This is a genomic window from Streptomyces sp. NPDC020299 (assembly GCF_044387825.1).
Classification (GTDB): domain Bacteria; phylum Actinomycetota; class Actinomycetes; order Streptomycetales; family Streptomycetaceae; genus Streptomyces.
In genome coordinates this window covers 355,402-375,540 of sequence record NZ_JBIRWL010000006.1, presented here as the reverse complement: position 1 = coordinate 375,540, position 20,139 = coordinate 355,402, and the positions used below count along the sequence as shown (strand labels likewise).

Annotated in this window: 18 protein-coding genes; 1 reads left to right on the top strand and 17 read right to left on the bottom strand. The window is 70.9% G+C overall.

The window, feature by feature from the left end:
- Positions 1–151: 151 nt before the first annotated feature.
- The 8 genes from pyrF to pyrR form a co-directional block, all read right to left on the bottom strand.
- The gene (gene pyrF, locus ACH45E_RS18545) at positions 152–997 is read right to left on the bottom strand and encodes an orotidine-5'-phosphate decarboxylase (RefSeq protein WP_361441200.1); all 846 of its coding nucleotides are present in this window, start codon (positions 995–997) and stop codon (positions 152–154) included.
- Positions 994–2,100: a quinone-dependent dihydroorotate dehydrogenase gene (locus ACH45E_RS18540; protein ID WP_361441197.1), complete on the bottom strand. Its 1,107-nt coding sequence runs from the start codon at positions 2,098–2,100 to the stop codon at positions 994–996. The genes pyrF and ACH45E_RS18540 overlap by 4 nt, the downstream gene beginning before the upstream one ends.
- Before the next feature lie 67 nt (positions 2,101–2,167).
- Positions 2,168–5,476 (bottom strand): carbamoyl-phosphate synthase large subunit, encoded by a 3,309-nt coding sequence (gene carB / locus ACH45E_RS18535; RefSeq protein WP_361441194.1) that lies wholly within the window; start codon positions 5,474–5,476, stop codon positions 2,168–2,170.
- A complete protein-coding gene (gene carA / locus ACH45E_RS18530; protein ID WP_361441191.1) occupies positions 5,469–6,611 on the bottom strand; it encodes a glutamine-hydrolyzing carbamoyl-phosphate synthase small subunit in 1,143 nt (380 codons plus the stop codon). Before carA ends, carB begins: the two co-directional genes overlap by 8 nt.
- Entirely contained in the window at positions 6,608–7,255 is a 648-nt protein-coding gene (locus ACH45E_RS18525; protein ID WP_361441188.1) for a hypothetical protein, read from the bottom strand. The genes carA and ACH45E_RS18525 overlap by 4 nt, the downstream gene beginning before the upstream one ends.
- A complete protein-coding gene (locus tag ACH45E_RS18520; RefSeq protein WP_361441185.1) occupies positions 7,252–8,538 on the bottom strand; it encodes a dihydroorotase in 1,287 nt (428 codons plus the stop codon). The genes ACH45E_RS18525 and ACH45E_RS18520 overlap by 4 nt, the downstream gene beginning before the upstream one ends.
- A 5-nt stretch (positions 8,539–8,543) precedes the next feature.
- Positions 8,544–9,524 carry an aspartate carbamoyltransferase catalytic subunit gene (locus ACH45E_RS18515; RefSeq protein WP_361441182.1) on the bottom strand — a complete coding sequence of 327 codons (981 nt, stop codon included), beginning with the start codon at positions 9,522–9,524 and terminating at the stop codon, positions 8,544–8,546.
- 99 nt (positions 9,525–9,623) lie between these two features.
- The gene (gene pyrR / locus ACH45E_RS18510; protein WP_361441179.1) at positions 9,624–10,205 is read right to left on the bottom strand and encodes a bifunctional pyr operon transcriptional regulator/uracil phosphoribosyltransferase PyrR; all 582 of its coding nucleotides are present in this window, start codon (positions 10,203–10,205) and stop codon (positions 9,624–9,626) included.
- 254 nt (positions 10,206–10,459) lie between these two features.
- Between pyrR and bldD the strand changes: the two genes are divergently transcribed.
- On the top strand, positions 10,460–10,963 hold the full coding sequence (bldD, locus tag ACH45E_RS18505) for a transcriptional regulator BldD (protein ID WP_010046440.1): 504 nt from the start codon (positions 10,460–10,462) through the stop codon (positions 10,961–10,963).
- A gap of 121 nt (positions 10,964–11,084) precedes the next feature.
- Here the strand turns inward: bldD and nusB are convergent, their stop codons facing one another.
- The 9 genes from nusB to mltG all read right to left on the bottom strand — a co-directional run bounded on the left by nusB (position 11,085) and on the right by mltG (position 20,095).
- Positions 11,085–11,519, bottom strand: a complete 435-nt coding sequence (gene nusB / locus ACH45E_RS18500) for a transcription antitermination factor NusB (RefSeq protein ID WP_361441175.1) — start codon at positions 11,517–11,519, stop codon at positions 11,085–11,087.
- Between the two features lie 2 nt (positions 11,520–11,521).
- On the bottom strand, positions 11,522–12,088 hold the full coding sequence (gene efp / locus ACH45E_RS18495) for an elongation factor P (protein ID WP_020938844.1): 567 nt from the start codon (positions 12,086–12,088) through the stop codon (positions 11,522–11,524).
- Between the two features lie 56 nt (positions 12,089–12,144).
- Positions 12,145–13,251: an aminopeptidase P family protein gene (locus ACH45E_RS18490; protein WP_361441173.1), complete on the bottom strand. Its 1,107-nt coding sequence runs from the start codon at positions 13,249–13,251 to the stop codon at positions 12,145–12,147.
- 93 nt (positions 13,252–13,344) lie between these two features.
- Positions 13,345–14,232: a Pro-rich N-terminal domain-containing protein gene (locus ACH45E_RS18485; RefSeq protein ID WP_361441170.1), complete on the bottom strand. Its 888-nt coding sequence runs from the start codon at positions 14,230–14,232 to the stop codon at positions 13,345–13,347.
- 183 nt (positions 14,233–14,415) lie between these two features.
- Positions 14,416–15,507, bottom strand: coding sequence for a 3-dehydroquinate synthase (gene aroB, locus ACH45E_RS18480; RefSeq protein WP_361441167.1), 1,092 nt, complete (start codon positions 15,505–15,507; stop codon positions 14,416–14,418).
- Positions 15,504–16,019 (bottom strand): shikimate kinase, encoded by a 516-nt coding sequence (locus ACH45E_RS18475; RefSeq protein ID WP_361441164.1) that lies wholly within the window; start codon positions 16,017–16,019, stop codon positions 15,504–15,506. Before ACH45E_RS18475 ends, aroB begins: the two co-directional genes overlap by 4 nt.
- Positions 16,016–17,200 carry a chorismate synthase gene (gene aroC / locus ACH45E_RS18470; RefSeq protein ID WP_361441161.1) on the bottom strand — a complete coding sequence of 395 codons (1,185 nt, stop codon included), beginning with the start codon at positions 17,198–17,200 and terminating at the stop codon, positions 16,016–16,018. The genes ACH45E_RS18475 and aroC overlap by 4 nt, the downstream gene beginning before the upstream one ends.
- 163 nt (positions 17,201–17,363) lie before the next feature.
- On the bottom strand, positions 17,364–18,206 hold the full coding sequence (locus ACH45E_RS18465) for a shikimate dehydrogenase (RefSeq protein WP_361441158.1): 843 nt from the start codon (positions 18,204–18,206) through the stop codon (positions 17,364–17,366).
- A gap of 158 nt (positions 18,207–18,364) precedes the next feature.
- On the bottom strand, positions 18,365–20,095 hold the full coding sequence (gene mltG / locus ACH45E_RS18460; protein ID WP_361441155.1) for an endolytic transglycosylase MltG: 1,731 nt from the start codon (positions 20,093–20,095) through the stop codon (positions 18,365–18,367).
- Positions 20,096–20,139: the final 44 nt, after the last annotated feature.

The following is a 20,139-nucleotide window of genomic DNA, read 5'->3' as shown; positions in this document are numbered from 1 at the left end:
CGGTCAAGTCCGCCAGAGTCAGCGAGAACAGCGGAAAAGTCCTGGTCAGCCTCCGCCAGGCTGGATATTTCAGACATATTGCCCTCGATTTGAGAATGTATTCACCCTCAAGCCGCACCTGAGCCGCTCCCCTGAGCACTCATCGGAGGACTCAGGCACCTGTCACGGCGGCCCGGATCTCCTCCGCGAACCGCTCCGCGGCCGCGCGCAGCGCGCCGACCTCGGGACCGTGACGCAGAACACCCCGGCTGACGTTCGGCACGACATTGCGCACCGCCGCTCCGAACACCCGGGGAAGATCGGCGGGCGTCGCCCCCTGGGCCCCGACGCCGGGGGCGAGCAGCGGGCCGTTGATGTCGAGGTCGTACGACGACAGATCGCCCAGCGTGGCACCCACGACGGCGCCGAAGGACCCCAGCGGCTCCTCCCCCGCGTTCTCCGCCGCCAGGTGGCCCAGCATCGTCGCGCCGACGCTGCGTCCGTCCGCGCGGACCGCGTGCTGCACCTCGTGGCCCTCGGGGTTGGAGGTGAGCGCCAGCACGAACAGGCCCGTGCCGCTCTCCCGGGCCAGCGCCACGGCCGGGCTCAGGGAACCGTAGCCGAGGTAGGGCGAGACGGTCAGGGCGTCCGAGAACAGCGGGGCGTCCTTGTGCAGGAACGCCTCGGCGTACCCGGCCATGGTCGAGCCGATGTCGCCGCGCTTGGCGTCCATCACCACCAGGGCACCGGCCTCGCGCGCCTCTCGCACCGACGCCTCCAGGACGGCGATGCCGCGCGAGCCGAAGCGCTCGAAGAAGGCGCTCTGCGGCTTCAGGACGGCCACCCGGCCGGCCACCGCCTCGACGACCGTGCGGCTGAACCGCTCGAGCCCGGCGACGTCGTCGTTCAGGCCCCACTCGGCGAGCAGCGAGGCGTGCGGGTCGATCCCGATGCACAGCGGGCCGCGCTCGTCCATGGCGTGGCGCAGGCGGGCACCGAAGGGCTCGTGGGACGTCATGCGGGTTTCCTCACGTCGGCGCCGACCGCGTCGGCGAGGGTGGCGTACGGGCTGGTGCGCAGGCGGGCCGCCAGTCCCTTGTGGATCGCGCGGCCCCACAGGGGCCCCTCGTAGACGAAGGCGCTGTAGCCCTGGACCAGCGTGGCGCCCGCCAGGATGCGCTGCCAGGCGTCCTCGGCGTTCTCGACGCCCCCGACACCCACCAGGGTGATGCGGTCGCCCACGCGCGCGTACAGGCGGCGCAGCACCTCCAGGGAGCGTGCCTTCAGCGGCGCGCCCGACAGCCCGCCGGCCTCCTTCACCAGTGAGGGTTCGGATTTCAGACCGAGCCCCTCGCGCGCGATGGTGGTGTTCGTGGCGATGATCCCGTCCAGGCCGAGGTCGACGGCCAGGTCGGCGACCGCGTCGACGTCCTCGTCGGCGAGGTCCGGCGCGATCTTCACCAGCAGCGGTACGCGGCGTCCCGGCACGACCCGGTCGGCGGCCTCGCGCACGGCGCTCAGCAGCGGCCTCAGCGCCTCGGTGGCCTGGAGGTCGCGCAGCCCGGGCGTGTTCGGGGAGGAGACGTTGACCACCAGGTAGTCCGCGTACGGGGCCAGGCGCTCGGCCGACTTCACGTAGTCGGCGACCGCCTCGGCCTCGGGGACCACCTTGGTCTTGCCGATGTTCACGCCCACGACCGTCCTGAAGACGGGCTCACGGGTGGCGAGGCGGGCGGCGACGGCCAGCGAGCCGTCGTTGTTGAAGCCCATGCGGTTGATCAGCGCACGGTCCGCGACGAGCCGGAACAGCCGCTTCCTGGGGTTGCCGGGCTGCGGCTCGCCGGTGACCGTCCCGATCTCGACGTGGTCGAAGCCGAGCATCGACATGCCGTCGATGGCGACCGCGTTCTTGTCGAAGCCGGCGGCGAGACCGAAGGGGCCGTGCATGCGCAGCCCGAAGGCCTCGGTGCGCAGTTCCTTGTAACGGGGCGCGAGGGCCGCGGCGACGAAGGTGCGCAGCACCGGGATGCGGACGGCGAGCCGGATCCACCGGAAGGCGAGGTGGTGGGCCTGCTCGGGATCCATCCGGGTGAAAACCAGACGGAAGAAGTATTTGTACATGTCCAGATGTCCTCGTGAGGCCTCATGAAGAGGGGGACACCGTTCCCGGTGTCCCCCTCTTCGGCTGCTAGTCGCGGGCCGCGGTCAGATGTTCCGCGTGTTCCTGGAGCGAACGGACGCCCACGTCACCGCGGTTCAGGGCGTCGATGCCCTGGACCGCCGCGGCGAGCGCCTGGACCGTCGTCAGGCAGGGCACGGACCGGGCCACGGCCGCCGTACGGATCTCGTAGCCGTCGAGGCGGCCACCGGTGCCGTACGGGGTGTTGACGATGAGGTCGACCTCGCCGTCGTGGATGAGCTGGACGATGGTCCGCTCGCCGTTCGGGCCGGTGCCCTCGGACTGCTTGCGGACGATCGTGGCGTTGATGCCGTTGCGCTTGAGGACCTCGGCCGTGCCGGAGGTGGCGAGCAGCTCGAAGCCGTGGGCGACCAGCTCGCGCGCCGGGAAGATCATCGAGCGCTTGTCGCGGTTGGCGACCGAGATGAAGGCGCGGCCCTTGGTGGGCAGCGGGCCGTACGCCCCGGCCTGCGACTTGGCGTACGCGGTGCCGAAGACGGAGTCGATGCCCATGACCTCGCCGGTGGAGCGCATCTCCGGGCCGAGGACCGTGTCGACGCCCCGGCCCTGGATGTCGCGGAAGCGGGACCACGGCATGACCGCCTCCTTGACGGAGATCGGCGCGTCCAGGGGCAGCTCACCGCCGTCGCTGTGCCTCGGCAGCAGGCCCTCCTCGCGCAGCTCGGCGATGGTCGCGCCCAGCGAGATCCGGGCGGCGGCCTTGGCCAGCGGCACTGCGGTCGCCTTCGAGGTGAAGGGGACCGTGCGGGACGCGCGCGGGTTGGCCTCCAGGACGTAGAGGATGTCGCCCGCCATCGCGAACTGGATGTTGATCAGGCCGCGGACGCCCACCCCGCGCGCGATGGCCTCGGTCGAGGCGCGCAGCCGCTTGATGTCGAAGCCGCCCAGCGTGATCGGGGGCAGGGCGCACGCCGAGTCGCCGGAGTGGATGCCGGCCTCCTCGATGTGCTCCATGACGCCGCCGAGGTACAGCTCCTCGCCGTCGTACAGGGCGTCGACGTCGATCTCGATGGCGTCGTCGAGGAACCGGTCGACGAGCACCGGCCGGGAGGGGCTGATCTCGGTCGACTCGGCGATGTAGGTGGCCAGCCGGGTCTCGTCGTAGACGATCTCCATGCCGCGCCCGCCGAGCACGTAACTGGGCCGGACCAGGACCGGGTAGCCGATCTCGTCGGCGATCGCCTTGGCCTCGTCGAAGGTGGTGGCCGTGCCGTGCTTGGGGGCGGGCAGGCCGGCCTCCGCGAGGACGCGGCCGAACGCGCCGCGGTCCTCGGCGGCGTGGATGGCCTCCGGGGAGGTGCCCACGATCGGCACTCCGTTGTCCTTCAGGGCCTGCGACAGCCCCAGCGGGGTCTGGCCGCCCAGCTGCACGACGACGCCCGCGACCGGACCGGCCTGCTGCTCGGCGTGCACGATCTCCAGCACGTCCTCGAGCGTGAGCGGCTCGAAGTACAGGCGGTCGGAGGTGTCGTAGTCCGTGGAGACGGTCTCCGGGTTGCAGTTGACCATCACGGTCTCGTACCCGGCGTCCGACAGCGCGAAGGAGGCGTGCACGCAGGAGTAGTCGAACTCGATGCCCTGGCCGATGCGGTTCGGGCCGGAGCCCAGGATGATGACCGCGGCCTTCTCGCGGGGCGCGACCTCGGTCTCCTCGTCGTAGGAGGAGTAGAAGTACGGCGTCTTCGCGGCGAACTCGGCGGCACAGGTGTCGACGGTCTTGTAGACCGGACGGATACCGAGGGCGTGCCGGACCTCGCGGACGACGTCCTCGCGCAGCCCGCGGATCTCGCCGATCTGCTGGTCGGAGAAGCCGTGCCGCTTGGCCTCGGCGAGGAGGTCCGCGGTGAGCTCGGGCGCCTCGGCCAGCTCGTCCGCGATCTCCTTGAGGAGGAAGAGCTGGTCGACGAACCAGGGGTCGATCTTCGTGTACTCGAAGACCTCCTCCTGGGTGGCGCCCGCGCGGATGGCCTGCATGACGGTGTTGATGCGGCCGTCGGTGGGGCGCACGGCCTGAGCCAGCAGGGCGGCCTTGTCGCCGGTCTCGCCGGTGAAGGCGAACTGGCTGCCCTTCTTCTCCAGCGAGCGCAGCGCCTTCTGGAAGGCCTCGGTGAAGTTGCGGCCGATGGCCATGGCCTCGCCGACCGACTTCATGGTGGTGGTCAGCGTGGAGTCGGCCTGGGGGAACTTCTCGAAGGCGAACCGCGGGGCCTTGACGACCACGTAGTCGAGGGTCGGCTCGAAGGAGGCCGGGGTCTCCTGGGTGATGTCGTTCGGGATCTCGTCGAGGGTGTAGCCGACGGCGAGCTTGGCGGCGATCTTGGCGATCGGGAAGCCGGTCGCCTTGGAGGCCAGGGCCGAGGAGCGGGAGACGCGCGGGTTCATCTCGATGACGATCACCCGGCCGTCCTCGGGGTTCACCGCGAACTGGATGTTGCAGCCGCCGGTGTCGACGCCGACCTCGCGGATGACGGCGATGCCGATGTCGCGCAGGATCTGGTACTCGCGGTCGGTCAGCGTCATCGCGGGTGCGACGGTGATCGAGTCGCCGGTGTGCACGCCCATCGGGTCGAAGTTCTCGATGGAGCAGACGACCACGACGTTGTCGTGCTTGTCGCGCATCAGCTCCAGCTCGTACTCCTTCCAGCCGAGGATGGACTCCTCCAGGAGCACCTCGGTGGTCGGGGAGAGCGTGAGGCCCTGCCCGGCGATGCGGCGCAGCTCCTCCTCGTCGTGCGCGAAGCCGGAGCCGGCGCCACCCATGGTGAAGGAGGGGCGGACGACGACCGGGTAGCCGCCGAGCTCCTCGACACCGGCGAGCACGTCGTCCATGGTGTGGCAGATCACGGAGCGGGCGGACTCGCCGTGCCCGATCTTCCTGCGGACCTCCTCCACGACCTCCTTGAACTGGTCGCGGTCCTCGCCCTTGTGGATGGCCTCGACATTGGCGCCGATCAGCTCGACGCCGTACTTGGCGAGGACACCGTTCCCGTCCAGCGAGATCGCGGTGTTCAGGGCCGTCTGGCCGCCCAGGGTGGGCAGCAGGGCGTCGGGGCGCTCCTTGGCGATGATCTTCTCGACGAACTCCGGGGTGATCGGCTCGACGTAGGTGGCGTCGGCGATCTCCGGGTCGGTCATGATCGTCGCCGGGTTGGAGTTGACGAGGATGACCCGAAGGCCTTCGTCCTTGAGAACCCGGCACGCCTGCGTACCGGAGTAGTCGAACTCGGCGGCCTGGCCGATGACGATCGGGCCGGAGCCGATGACCAGGACGGACTGGATATCGGTGCGCTTAGGCACGCTGGCCCTCCATCAAAGACGTGAAGCGGTCGAACAGGTAGGCGGCGTCGTGGGGGCCGGCCGCCGCTTCGGGGTGGTACTGGACGCTGAAGGCCGGGCGGTCGAGGAGCTGCAGGCCCTCCACCACGTTGTCGTTCAGGCACACGTGGGAGACCTCGACCCGGCCGTAGGGGGTGTCGGACACCTGGTCGAGCGGGGCGTCGACGGCGAAACCGTGGTTGTGGGCGGTGACCTCGACCTTGCCGGTCGTACGGTCCTGCACGGGCTGGTTGATGCCGCGGTGGCCGTACTTCAGCTTGTAGGTGCCGAAGCCCAGGGCGCGGCCGAGGATCTGGTTGCCGAAGCAGATGCCGAACAGCGGGGTGCCGCGTTCCAGGACGCCGCGCATGACGGAGACCGGGTGGTCGGCGGTGGCCGGGTCGCCGGGGCCGTTGGAGAAGAACACGCCGTCCGGGTTCACGGCGTAGACGTCCTCGACGGTCGCCGTGGCGGGCAGCACGTGCACCTCGATGCCGCGCTCGGCCATGCGGTGCGGGGTCATGCCCTTGATGCCGAGGTCGACGGCGGCGACGGTGAACTTCTTCTCACCGACCGCGGGGACGACGTACGGCTCCTGGGTGGCGACCTCGGCGGAGAGGTCGGCGCCCTTCATCTCGGGGGCTTGGCGGACCTCGGCGAGCATGGTGCCCTCGTCGGGCAGGGCGTTGCCGGAGAAGATGCCGACGCGCATGGCGCCGCGCTCGCGCAGGTGGCGGGTGAGAGCGCGGGTGTCGATGCCGGAGATGCCGACGACGCCCTGCGCGGCGAGCTCCTCGTCCAGGGAGCGCCTCGAGCGCCAGTTGGACGGCACGCGCGCGGGGTCGCGCACGACGTAGCCGGCCACCCAGATGCGCTTGGACTCGGGGTCCTCGTCGTTGACGCCGGTGTTGCCGACGTGCGGGGCGGTCATCACCACGACCTGGCGGTGGTAGGAGGGGTCGGTGAGGGTCTCCTGGTAGCCGGTCATGCCGGTGGAGAACACGGCCTCGCCGAAGGTCGACCCCACGGCCCCGTAGGCGCGGCCGCGGAAGGTGCGGCCGTCCTCCAGGACGAGTACGGCGGGAGTCTTGCCAGCTCCCCTGGTGGAGGTCGTCATCGTTCGGCGCCTTCCGTGCTGGTTGTCTTGATCATGGAGTTGAGGGCGGTGACCCACTCGGGGTGCTCGGCGGCCCGGTCCGAGCGGAACCCCGAGTCGATCAGCCGGTCGCCGTGCTGCCAGGTGACGATCAGCAGCCCGCCCTCGGTGAGGACCTTGCCGGCGATGCCCTTATCGAGCCGGGCCTCGCGCAGGGCGGCGGTGGGGACGAAGAAGTCGGCCGCTGAGGGGCGTACGACGTCCAGACCCGCGTCCGTCAGGGTGAGCTCGGCCCGGCTGCGGGTGCCGAGGCCGTGCGCCACGATGCGGTCCAGCCACTGACCGGCGGTGGTGGAGCCGTGGTAGCGGCCGGTCATGCTCAGTTTCGCCGGGCCGGGCTCGCTCGGCATTCCAGGCTGCGGCGGCTTGCCGCCTCCGTTGAGGGTGGTGGTGGGAGACGGGCGAGCGGGCAGCTCCGGGAGGTCCCCCTGGAGGGTGCCGCGCCACTTCCAGCCCTCGCGCATCAGCCAGTAGACGAGCGCGACGAAGAGGGCGAGTCCGACGAGCCAGCCGATGCGGGCGGTCCAGTCGGTCACATCGGCCGATTTCCTGTCGGCCGCCAGTCCGGTCGCGAGTCCGGCCGCGAGCCAAGTTGCAGGTGTCACGTGAGCTTCCCGTCGACGAGCGTGGCCTTGCCCCGCAGCCACGTGTGGGTGACACGGCCCGGCAGCTCGCGTCCCTCGTACGGGGTGTTGCGGCTGCGCGAGGCGAAGCCCGCGGGGTCCACCAGGCCACGGTAGGCCGTGTCGACGAGAGTGAGGTTGGCGGGCTCACCTGCCGAGACGGGACGGCCGTGGCCCGTGGCCTGTCCGATCCGCGCGGGCTTGACGGACATCCGGTCGGCGACGCCGGCCCAGTCCAGCAGGCCCGTGTCCACCATGGTCTCCTGGACCACTGACAACGCGGTCTCCAGGCCGACCATGCCCATGGCGGCGGCGGCCCACTCGCAGTCCTTGTCCTCGTGCGGGTGCGGGGCGTGGTCGGTGGCGACGATGTCGATCGTGCCGTCGGCGAGCGCCTCGCGCAGGGCGTGCACGTCCCGCTCGGTGCGCAGCGGCGGGTTGACCTTGTAGACGGGGTTGTAGCTGCGCACCAGCTCGTCGGTGAGGAGCAGGTGGTGCGGGGTGACCTCGGCGGTGACCTGGATGCCGCGGGACTTCGCCCAGCGGACGATCTCCACGGATCCGGCGGTCGACAGGTGGCAGATGTGCACACGGGAGCCGACGTGCTCGGCGAGCAGCACGTCCCGGGCGATGACCGACTCCTCGGCGACGGCCGGCCAGCCGCCCAGGCCCAGCTCGGCGGAGACGACGCCCTCGTTCATCTGGGCGCCCTCGGTCAGCCGCGGCTCCTGCGCGTGCTGGGCGACGACGCCGCCGAAGGCCTTCACGTACTCGAGCGCCCGGCGCATGATCACGGCGTCGTCGACGCACTTGCCGTCGTCGGAGAAGACGGTGACCCCGGCGGCCGACTCGTGCATGGCGCCCAGCTCGGCGAGCTTCTTGCCCTCCAGGCCGACGGTGACGGCGCCGATGGGCTGCACGTCGCAGTAGCCGTGCTCCTGGCCGAGCCGGTAGACCTGCTCGACCACGCCGGCGGTGTCGGCGACCGGGAAGGTGTTGGCCATGGCGAACACGGCGGTGTAGCCACCCGAGGCGGCCGCGCGGGTGCCGGTGAGGACGGTCTCGGAGTCCTCCCGGCCGGGCTCGCGCAGATGGGTGTGCAGGTCGACCAGGCCCGGCAGCAGCACCTTGCCGCCGGCCTCCACGACCGTCGCGCCCTCGGCGGACAGCCCGGTGCCTACCGCCTCGATGACCTCGCCGTCGATCAGCACGTCCTGCGGCTCGCCGCCGAGCACCTTCGCACCACGGATAAGGATCTTGCTCATGGGTCTTACTTCTCCTCGATGGTGCGGGCGTGGGTGAGGGCGGGTTCGTTGCCGCCGAGCAGCAGGTACATGACGGCCATCCGGATGGAGACGCCGTTGGCGACCTGCTCGACGACGGTGCAGCGCTCGGAGTCGGCGACCTCCGCGGTGATCTCCATGCCGCGGACCATCGGGCCGGGGTGCATCACGATGGCGTGCTCGGGCATCCGCGCCATACGGTCGCCGTCGAGGCCGTAGCGTCGCGAGTACTCGCGCTCGGTGGGGAAGAAGGCCGCGTTCATACGCTCGCGCTGGACGCGGAGCATCATCACCGCGTCGGACTTGGGCAGGGTGCTGTCGAGGTCGTACGACACCTCGCACGGCCAGGTCTCGACGCCGACCGGCACCAGCGTGGGCGGCGCGACCAGGGTGACCTCGGCGCCGAGGGTGTGCAGCAGGCCGACGTTGGAGCGGGCGACCCGGCTGTGCAGGATGTCGCCGACGATCGTGATGCGCTTGCCGGACAGGTCCTGGCCGATCCCGGCGTCCCGGCCGACCAGCCGGCGGCGCATGGTGAAGGCGTCCAGCAGGGCCTGGGTGGGGTGCTGGTGGGTGCCGTCGCCGGCGTTGATGACGGCGGCGTCGATCCAGCCGGAGGTGGCCAGGCGGTAGGGGGCTCCGGAGGCGCCGTGGCGGATGACGACGGCGTCGACGCCCATGGCCTCCAGTGTCTGGGCGGTGTCCTTCAGGGACTCGCCCTTCGACACCGACGATCCCTTGGCGGAGAAGTTGATCACATCCGCGGAGAGGCGCTTCTCGGCGGCTTCGAAGGAGATCCGGGTCCGGGTGGAATCCTCGAAGAAGAGGTTGACGATCGTGCGGCCGCGCAGGGTCGGCAGCTTCTTGATGGGCCGGTCGGCGACCCGGGCCATCTCCTCGGCGGTGTCGAGGATCAGGACGGCGTCGTCGCGGGTGAGGTCGGCGGCCGAGATGAGATGACGCTGCATCTGTCAGGCTCCGTAAGGCAGTTCGGATTCGGGAGATTCCGGGCACACAGGGGCACGGCGAGGGGTCGTACGGCCCGGGGGGGGCCGCACGCGCGCGTGCTACTGCTGGGCGGTCGGCTTCACACCGAGCAGCACGGTGTCGCGACCGTCCTCCTCGGCGAGCTGGACCTTGACCGTCTCCCGCAGCGACGTGGGGAGGTTCTTGCCGACGTAGTCGGCGCGGATGGGCAGTTCGCGGTGACCGCGGTCGACGAGGACCGCGAGCTGCACCGCGCGCGGGCGCCCGATGTCGTTCAGGGCGTCGAGGGCGGCACGGATGGTGCGGCCGGAGAAGAGCACGTCGTCGACGAGGACGACCAGCCGGCCGTCGATGCCGTCACCGGGGATCTCGGTGCGGGCCAGCGCGCGCGGCGGGTGCATGCGCAGGTCGTCGCGGTACATGGTGATGTCGAGCGACCCCACGGGCACCTTGCGGTCGGTGATCTGCTCGAGCTTGGCGGCCAGCCGCTGGGCGAGGAAGACGCCCCGGGTGGGAATGCCGAGGAGCACCACGTCGTCGGCGCCCTTGGCGCGCTCGACGATCTCGTGGGCGATGCGGGTCAGCACGCGCGCGATGTCGGGGCCTTCGAGAACGGGCCGCGCATCGGACGCCTGCGTGTCTTGCGTGTCGTGCTTGTCCATACGAAACGGACCTCCTTCTCCGCCTCACGGGACGGACCTTAAAGGACGTCGGAATTGCGCCATCCACCGTAGCAGGTCCCCCGTACGCCCCCGATCACCCCCTTGGCGCAACGCGTCGCCGCTACCACGGAAGAGTCGCTGCGGACCATTCGGCTTGACGCAGAAGAGTAACGCTGCGTAACCTCACAGTGAGTTACCAGCCGCGCGGCGCGGAAACACTGCCAGCCGCGTCGACACAGTGTCCGGGGAGCTATATGTCCAGCGAATACGCCAAACAGCTCGGGGCCAAGCTCCGGGCCATCCGCACCCAGCAGGGCCTTTCCCTCCACGGTGTCGAGGAGAAGTCACAGGGTCGTTGGAAGGCCGTGGTGGTCGGTTCCTACGAGCGCGGCGACCGCGCCGTGACCGTGCAGCGCCTTGCCGAACTGGCCGATTTCTATGGTGTTCCTGTGCAGGAGCTGCTGCCGGGCACCACGCCGGGCGGCGCCGCCGAGCCGCCGCCGAAGCTGGTCCTGGACCTGGAGCGGCTGGCCACGGTGCCGGCCGAGAAGGCAGGCCCGCTGCAGCGGTATGCCGCGACCATCCAGTCGCAGCGCGGTGACTACAACGGCAAGGTGCTGTCGATCCGGCAGGACGACCTGCGCACTCTCGCCGTCATCTACGACCAGTCGCCCTCGGTCCTCACCGAGCAACTGATCAGCTGGGGCGTGCTGGACGCGGACGCGCGCCGTGCCGTGGCGACCCACGAAGAGGGCTGAGCCCCTCAGCACCCAGCAGAAACGTGCCGCCCGCCCGCACCACAGGGCAGCACGCCGAAGGGCCCGCAGCAGTCGCGCTGCGGGCCCTTCGGCGTGCTTGTCGCTCGTCGCTGGTCGCTGGTCAGGCCTCGTCGCGGCGAAGCGAGGGCTTCAGCTCCTTGAGCCGGCCGAGCAGGCCGTTGACGAACGAGGGCGACTCGTCCGTGGAGAACTCCTTCGCCAGCTGCACCATCTCGTCCAGGACGACGGCGTCCGGGGTCTCGTCCACCCAGATCAGCTCGTAGGCGCCCAGGCGCAGGATGTTCCGGTCGACGACCGGCATCCGGTCGAGCGTCCAGCCGACCGAGTACTGGGCGATCAGCTCGTCGATGCGCTTCGCACGCACGGCGTAGCCCTCGACGAGCTGCATCGTGTACTCGCTCACCGGCGGCTGCCGGGGGTCGTCCCGGGAGAGCCGGATCCAGTCCGCGAGGACCGTCAGGACGTCGGCGCCGCGCTGGTCGCCCTCGAAGAGGATCTGGAAGGCGCGCTTGCGGGCCGTGTTGCGGGCAGCCACGGCTAGCTGTTCACCCGGCCGAGGTAGTCGCTCGTACGGGTGTCGACCTTGATCTTCTCACCGGTGGTGATGAAGAGCGGGACCTGGATCTGGTGACCGGTCTCCAGGGTCGCGGGCTTGGTGCCGCCGGTGGAGCGGTCGCCCTGGACGCCCGGCTCGGTCTCCTGGATGACGAGCTCGACGGCGGCCGGGAGCTCGACGAAGAGCACCTCGCCCTCGTGCTGCGCGACGGTGGCCGTGAAGCCCTCGATCAGGAAGTTGGCGGCGTCGCCGACGGCCTTGCGGTCGACCATGAGCTGGTCGTAGGTCTCCATGTCCATGAAGACGAAGTAGTCGCCGTCCATGTACGAGAACTGCATGTCGCGCTTGTCGACAGTGGCCGTCTCGACCTTGACGCCGGCGTTGAAGGTCTTGTCGACGACCTTGCCGGAGAGCACGTTCTTGAGCTTGGTGCGCACGAAGGCCGGGCCCTTACCGGGCTTGACGTGCTGGAACTCGACGACGGACCAGAGCTGGCCGCCTTCGAGCTTGAGCACCAGGCCGTTCTTGAGGTCGTTCGTGGAAGCCACGGTTGCGGAATCTCCTGGACTGACGTACGACCCCGGGGCAGGCGCACAGCGCGAGGCTAGAGCGCGAGCAGCTCCTTGGTCGTGATGGTGAGTAGCTCGGGTCCGCCGTCCGCCTCGGGGCGCACGACGAGCGTGTCATCGATCCGGACGCCGCCCCGGCCCGGGAGGTGGACCCCCGGTTCGACGGTGACCGGCACGCAAGCGTCCAGTTTACCCATGGCCGAGGGAGCCAACTGCGGGTCCTCGTCGATTTCGAGTCCCACACCGTGCCCGATGAGCGGTGGCAGGCCCTGTGCGTACCCGGCGGAGTCCAGCACCTGGCGTGCCGCGCGGTCCACGTCGCGGTAGGCCGCGCCGGGCGCCAGGGACTCCCGTCCGGCGCGCTGCGCTGCGAAGACGAGGTCGTACAGCTCGATCTGCCAGTCGGCCGGCGAGGTGCCGATGACGAACGTCCGGCCGATCTCACAGCGGTATCCGCGGTAGGTGGCCCCCAGGCAGACGGACAGGAAGTCGCCTTCCTCGACCCGCCGGTCGGTGGGCCGGTGCCCGCGCCGGCCGGCGTTCGGGCCGGTGGCGACGGAGGTCGCGAAGGCCGGCCCGTCCGCGCCGTGGTCGACCAGGCGCCGCTCCAGCTCCAGGGCGAGGTGCCGTTCGGTACGGCCGACCAGGATCGACTCCAGCAGCTCACCGAGGGCCTGGTCGGCGATCTCGGCGCCGATGCGGAGGCAGGAGATCTCCTCCTCGTCCTTCACCACCCTGAGCTGCTCCACGGCCGCACCGAGGTCGGCGAGGCGGAGGCGGGGCGCGACCGAGGAGACGGCCCTGTACCGGGTGACGGTGAGGTGGTGCTCCTCCACGGCGAGGGTGTCGGCTCCCTGCGCCGCGGCGAGGTCGGCCGCCGCGACCGCGGTGTCGCCACCGGGTGCGGGCAGGATCTGGAGGCGCAGGTTGTCGTCCGGCCGCCCCTCGCTGGGGCGGTCGTCGGGCGGGGCGGCGCACACGAGGAGGTCCTCGCGCTTGCCTAGGAGCAGAACTGCGTCCTGGGGGGCGGCGCCCGCCAGATAGCGCACATTGGCGGGGCGGGAGATGAGCGCTGCCGCGGTACCGGCCGCGTTGCAGCAATCCCTCAGCCTGGATCGGCGGGTCGCGTACACCTCTGACATGAGACGAGCGTAGGAGTTTTGCCCGATTCGCGCCGTTTGTAGGGGCCGAGTGGGGTTCCGCCAGAGTTCCGTCAGAGTTCCGTCAGTCCGTGATCACCAGCTCGGTGGGCTGGTGATGGCCCGCGCGAGCACCTCGTCGAGAACCCGGGCCGTGCTCGGCACGTCCAGCTGCGAGTTGTCGATGATCGGCAGGCCCGAGCCGTACCAGCCGGCCATGCGGCCGTGGATACGGGCCACCTCCTCGTCGGTGAGGCGGCGGTTGCCGCTGCGTTCGGCGTTGCGTTCCAGGACGATGTCCAGACCCGGGAGGAGGACCACGGGCAGCAGACCGGGGCCGACGTGCCGCTTCCAGCCGCCGAGGCCGACGACCGGCCGGTCCGGGAACACGGCGTCGTCGAGGACGCAGGAGATGCCGTTGGCCAGGAAGTTCCGCGCGGCGAAGCCGCAGGTGCGGCGGGCCAGGCGGTACTGGGCCTCGGAGTGGTCGTTCCAGCCGGACTGGGGGTCGGCGAAGCCCGAGCGGACCCATTCGCGTACGTCGTCGAGGCTGATGTGGGCGGTGGGGACCCGGCGGTGGTCCGCCCAGTACTTGGCGACGCTCGTCTTCCCGGCGCCGGCGGGGCCGATCAGCAGCACGGCCAGGGTCGTGGCGGAGGTGTCGGGGACGGCGGTGGCGGGCGGCGGGCTGGGCACGGCGACCGGGCCGCCGGGCGGCAGCGGCACATGACCGGTGGTGTCGGGGGCCGGCGGCACGGGCGGGGGCTGCGGGGCCGGGGACTGCGGGGCCGGGGGCTGGGCGGGCGCGGGCGGCACCGGGCCCGTGGAGGCGCCGGTGAAGCCCGGCGCCGTGGGCGGCGGCGGGGGCACAGGTGCGGGGCCCTGGTGGGCTCCCGGGTGGTGTGCCGCCGGCGCCCAGCCGGCGGCCGGTCCCTGCCCCGGCTGGTGGGGCGGCGGCAGCTCGGACCCCACTGCGTGCTGCATCCGGTGCCACTCCGTCTCGTCCGTACAGGCAATTGACGCCGACAGCGGGGCTGTCCCCGCTCCCTACCGAACGGTACCGTCCCCGGCCGTCGTTCGGTGAAACGACCGGGGGCGCTGCGAAGTGCCCGTCCCGAGAGGTGAATCGGGCGGAAGGAGCAGGTGAGGACGTACCGCGCCCGCCGCCTACTGCCCCACTTCGCCGTAGGCGGCCAGCAGTACCGCCGGGTCCGGTCCCTCCAGGACGGTCGGCTTGCCGAGGCCGTCGAGCACGATGAAGCGCAGCAGGTCGCCGCGGGACTTCTTGTCGACCTTCATCGTCTCCAGCAGCTTGGGCCACTGGTCGTAGCGGTAGTGCAGCGGCAGCCCGACCGATTCCAGGACGGTGCGGTGACGGTCGGCGGTCGCGTCGTCCAACCGGCCCGCCAGACGGCCGAGTTCGGCGGCGAAGTGCATGCCGACCGACACCGCGGCGCCGTGCCGCCACTTGTAGCGCTCGTTCTTCTCGATGGCGTGGGCGAGCGTGTGGCCGTAGTTGAGGATCTCCCTCAGGCCGGACTCCTTCAGGTCGGAGGAGACGACCTCCGCCTTCACCCGGATCGACCGCTCGATCAGCTCGGCCGTGTGCGGCCCGGCCGGGGTGCGCGCGGCCTCGGGGTCGGACTCGATGAGCTCCAGGATCACCGGGTCGGCGATGAAGCCGGCCTTGATGATCTCGGCGAGCCCGGAGACGTAGTCGTTGACGGGCAGCGAGTCCAGCGCGGCCAGGTCGCACAGCACACCGGCCGGCGGGTGGAAGGCGCCCACCAGGTTCTTGCCCTCGGCCGTGTTGATGCCGGTCTTGCCGCCGACCGCCGCGTCCACCATGGCCAGCACGGTCGTCGGGACGGCGATCCAGCGCACGCCGCGCAGCCAGGTCGCGGCCACGAACCCGGCCAGGTCGGTGGTCGCACCGCCGCCGACGCCCACGACGACGTCGGAGCGGGTGAAGCCGGACTGGCCGAGCGCCTTCCAGCAGTAGGCGGCGACCTCGGCGGTCTTGGCCTCCTCGGCGTTCGGCACCTGGATCGCGACGGCCTCGTAGCCCTGCTCGGCGAGGTCGGCGCGCAGTGCGTCACCGGTCTCGGCGAGGGCCTCGGGGTGGATCACCGCGACACGCTTGACCCGGTCGCCGATCAACCCGGCCAGCTCGCCGAGGAGCTGACGGCCCACCAGCACCTCGTACGGGTCGGTGCCCGCGGTGCCGGCGACCTGGATCCGCGTCACTGCCTCACTCATGCTTCCTTCAACTCCAGTGCGTCCAGGGCGGCTTGGGTGACCTCTTCGGGCGTCCGGCCGTCGGTTGGTACGACCGCCGTGGCGACCTCCTCATACAGGTGCCGCCGCGCCTCCATCAGCTCGCGCCACTGCTTGCGCGGGTTGACGGCGAGCAGCGGACGGGCCGCGTTGAGACCGGTGCGCTTGACCGCCTCCTCGACGTCCATCGAGAGGTAGACCACGCGGTGCCCGGCGAGCAGGCCACGCGTGTCCTCGTCGAGGATCGCGCCGCCGCCGAGCGCCAGGACGCCCTCGTGCTCGGCGAGTGCCGTGCGCACGGCCTGCTTCTCGACGGCGCGGAAGACCGGCTCGCCCTCGTCCACGAAGATCTCGGCGATGGTCCGGCCCTCGGCGGCCACGATGTCGTCGTCGGTGTCCCGGTAGACGACGCCCAGCCGCTCGGCCAGCAGCTGTCCGACCGTGGACTTGCCGACGCCCATCGGACCGACCAGCACGATCGACGGTCCGGTCATCGGATCGCGAGGTTGTCGAGGTACGACCGCACGTTGCGGCGGGTCTCGGCCACGCTGTCGCCGCCGAACTTCTCCGCCACCGCGTCCGCGAGGACGAGCGCGACCATCGCCTCGGCGACGATGCCGGCCGCCGGGACCGCGGACACGTCGGAACGCTGGTGGTGCGCCTGGGTCGCCTCGCCGGTGCTGACGTCCACGGTCCGCAGAGCGCGCGGCACGGTCGCGATCGGCTTCATCGCGGCCCGCACCCGCAGCAGCTCACCCGTGGTCAGGCCGCCCTCGGTGCCACCGGAGCGGCCGGACACGCGCCGGATGCCCTCGGGCGTGCTGACGATCTCGTCGTGTGCCTGGGAGCCGGGCACCCTGGCCAGCTCGAAGCCGTCGCCGATCTCGACGCCCTTGATCGCCTGGATGCCCATGAGGGCGCCGGCCAGCCGGGCGTCCAGCTTGCGGTCCCAGTGCACGTGCGAGCCCAGGCCGACCGGGACGCCGTAGGCGAGCACCTCGACCACACCGCCGAGGGTGTCGCCGTCCTTGTGGGCCTGGTCGACCTCCGCGACCATCGCCTTCGAGGTGTCCGCGTCGAGGCAGCGCAGCGGGTCGGCGTCCAGCTTCTCGACGTCGGCCGGGGTCGGGTACACGCCCTGCGGAGCCTTCACTGAGCACAGTTCGACGACGTGGGAGACGATCTCGATGCCGGCCGTCTCCTTCAGGTACGACCGGGCCACCGCGCCCAGCGCCACCCGGGCCGCCGTCTCACGGGCCGAGGCACGCTCCAGGATCGGGCGGGCCTCGTCGAAGCCGTACTTCTGCATGCCGGCGAGGTCGGCGTGGCCGGGCCGGGGCCGGGTCAGCGGCGCGTTGCGGGCCAGGCCCGCCAGCACCTCGGGGTCGACCGGGTCGGCCGCCATGACCTGCTCCCACTTGGGCCACTCGGTGTTGCCCACCATGATCGCGATCGGGGAGCCGAGGCTGAGGCCGTGCCGGACGCCGCCGAGGAAGGTGACCTCGTCCTGCTCGAACTTCATGCGCGCACCGCGTCCATAGCCGAGGCGCCGCCGCGCGAGGTGGTCCGCCACCATCTCCGTGGTGACCGGCACGCCGGCGGGAAGGCCCTCCAGCGTGGCGACGAGTGCGGGACCGTGGGACTCCCCCGCGGTCAGCCAGCGCAACCTGCTCAACGGTGCTCCTCAGTGCTCGCGCCCGGGTACTGCCCTGCGTAGCGCGTCCTCGCGTACGGCAACGGCGTGACCGGGTGCGCGGCGCCGGTCCGCCACGTCCGATCCTCCCACGTCCGGGGCCGTACCCGGCTCCCGGTCCAGAAGGCGGACGTGGCGGTGGACGTCAGTGCGCGGCGAGCGCCTTCTCGCCGGCCCGGCGCATGGCCTCCAGGGGAGCCGGGGCGCGGCCGGTCATCTGCTCCACCTGAAGCACCGCCTGGTGCACCAGCAGGTCGAGGCCGCTGACGACGGCACCGCCGAACATGGACCAGCGTGCCGCGAGCTCGGTGGGCCAAGGGTCGTAGAGCACGTCGAACAGGGTCGTGGGCCGCTCCGGTACGGCGGCGGCGAGCGCGTCGGTGGTACCCGCGGGGGTGGTGGCGATCACCAGCGGGGCGTGCAGCGCCTCGGCCGCGTCCGCCCAGTCGGCCGTACGGACCTCGACGTCGAGCCGCTCGCCCCAATGGCGCATCTCGGCGGCACGGGCCTCGCTGCGGACGTAGGCGACGACCTCGCCGGTGCAGACCCGGGACAGGGCGGCCAGGGCGGAGGAGGCGGTTGCTCCGGCGCCGAGGACGGCAGCGGAGTCGACCTGTTCGATGCCGTGCTCGCGCAGGGCGGCGACCATGCCGGGGATGTCGGTGTTGTCGCCGAGGCGGCGGCCGTCCTCGGCGAGGACGACGGTGTTCACCGCGTCCACGGAGGCCGCCGTCTCGCTGATCTCGTCGAGCAGCGGGATGGCCGCCCGCTTCAGCGGCATGGTCAGCGACAGCCCCGCCCACTCGGGCCCGAGCCCGTCGAAGAACCCGGGCAGCCCGGCCTCGTCGACCTCGAACCGCTCGTACGACCAGTCGGCCAGGCCGAGTTCGCCGTACGCGGCCCGGTGCAGCACCGGGGAGAGCGAGTGGGCGATGGGCTTGCCGAGCACGGCGGCGCGGTTGCGGACGTGGGGCGCTCCTGCATCCATAGCGTCACTCTATCGATCACGGCCGGCGACAGCCGACCCGAGGCCGGTCCGCCGCCGGCCGGCGATTCGCCGGATCAGGCTGCAGTGCCGACAGAACGGTGATCAAGGTCGACACCGCTGCGACACCCGCTGGGCCGCCCCCCCGGCGGTGTCGGCGCTCAGCCGCCCTTGCGCTGGGCGTTGAACTCCGCCACCAGCTTCTCGTGTTCGGCCAGTGTCTTGGTGAACTTACTGGTCTTGCCGTCCAGCGAGATGAAGTAGTACCAGCCGTCGTGCGTCGGGTCGAGCGCGCCCCTGAGCGCGTCCTCGCCCGGGTTGTCGATGGGGCCGGGTGGCAGACCCCTGACGAAGTACGTGTTGTAGGGGTTGTTGTAGTTGCGCAGCTCGGCGATCGAAAGGTCGATCTTGCTCTGGTTCTTCACGTAGTTGTACGTGGAGTCGAACTCGAGCTTGCCGTTGGTCTGCGGGTTGCCGGGTTCGAGGCGGTTGTAGACGACCTCGGCCATCTTGCGGAAGTCGTCATGGCTGGTGCCCTCGGCCTGGGCGAGGCTCGCCACCGTCAGCAACTGCCAGGGGTTGTCGAGTCCAAGGGACTTGGCCTTCTTCACGAGGCCGAGCTCCTGGTACGTCTGGTTGGCCTGGGAGACCATGCTCTTGAGGACGGCCTCGGGCTTCTGCCCCTTCGCGGCCGCGTAGCTGGAGGGGTAGAGGAATCCTTCCAGCGGGTCCTTGAGGTTCGGGTGGTTCAGCGCCCAGTCGGGGAGGCCCAGTTTGCGGTAGTCGCTCTTCGCCACCTTCGCGGTGGTGCCCTTCGGCACCCCAAGGCGCTCGTCGATCTTCTCGTAGACCTTTGCGTTGCGCATGCCCTCAGCGATGACCAGGTTGCTGTGGCTCTTGTTGCTCAGCATGAGTTCGACCGCGCTCGCCGCCGACATGTGCTTCTGAAGCGTGTAGACGCCGTCCTGGACGCCCTTGCCATTGGGATTCGCGCCCAGCGCGGAGACGAGCGCGTCGACGCTCTCGACCACGCCCGCTTCCTTCAGCTTCTGCCCGATCACATAGCCGCCGGCGCCCTTGGGGATGACGACCGTGACCACCTCACCGTTCCCGTCACCCGCGTAGTCCGCCGCCGCGCCGAAACGATCCTGGTAGAAGTGATAGCCGAAGTAGCCGACACCGGCCAGGCCACCGCCGAACACCAGGCACACCACCAGGCAGGCGAAGCCGTTGCGCCCCTTCTTTTTCTTCTTGGGGCCCTTTCCGCCCGCGTCGCGCGAGCGGCGGCTCTGGGAGGCGTCGTCCTCCTCGTCGTCCTGGTCGTCGCCCGCGAAGAAGGCGTGTTCACCCTGGTCGGGGCCGGGGTCCCAGTCGGTCTCCGCCTCGGGTTCCGGTTCCGGTTCGGGGCGTCGCTGGCCGGGGGGTTCCGGCGGGGGGTAGGCGTCGGGCGTGCCGTAGAAGTCGGGCTGCTCCGCGCCGTACGCCACCGGCTGCTGGCCGTAGGGGTCGCCCGGGTCCGCGGCGTAGGGCACGTGTCCGTGGGTGCCGGTGGCGTCCCAGCCGCCCTGGTGGTACTGCTCCTGGGCGTGACCTGCGTACTGCTGGTCGTACTGCTGCTGCCCCTGCGCTTCGTACTGCTGCTGACCCTGCGTGCCGTACTGCTGCTGACCCTGTCCGTCGTGGTACTGGTACTGCTGCTGGTCGTACCCGCCGTGCTGGTGCTGGCCCCAGTCGCCGTACTGCGGCTCCTGCGGATGCTGCTGCGGCTGGCCGCCGTAGGCAGACTGCGGGCCCACCTGGGCCTGCTGCTGCCCTTCCCATCCGCCGTCCCCGAACAACGGGTCCTCGGGATGCCACGGTTCGGAGCCTTGGCCCCGGCCATACTCAGTCATCGATCCCCTAGAGCCGCGAGGCGGGCGGTCACGCGGCTCTAGGG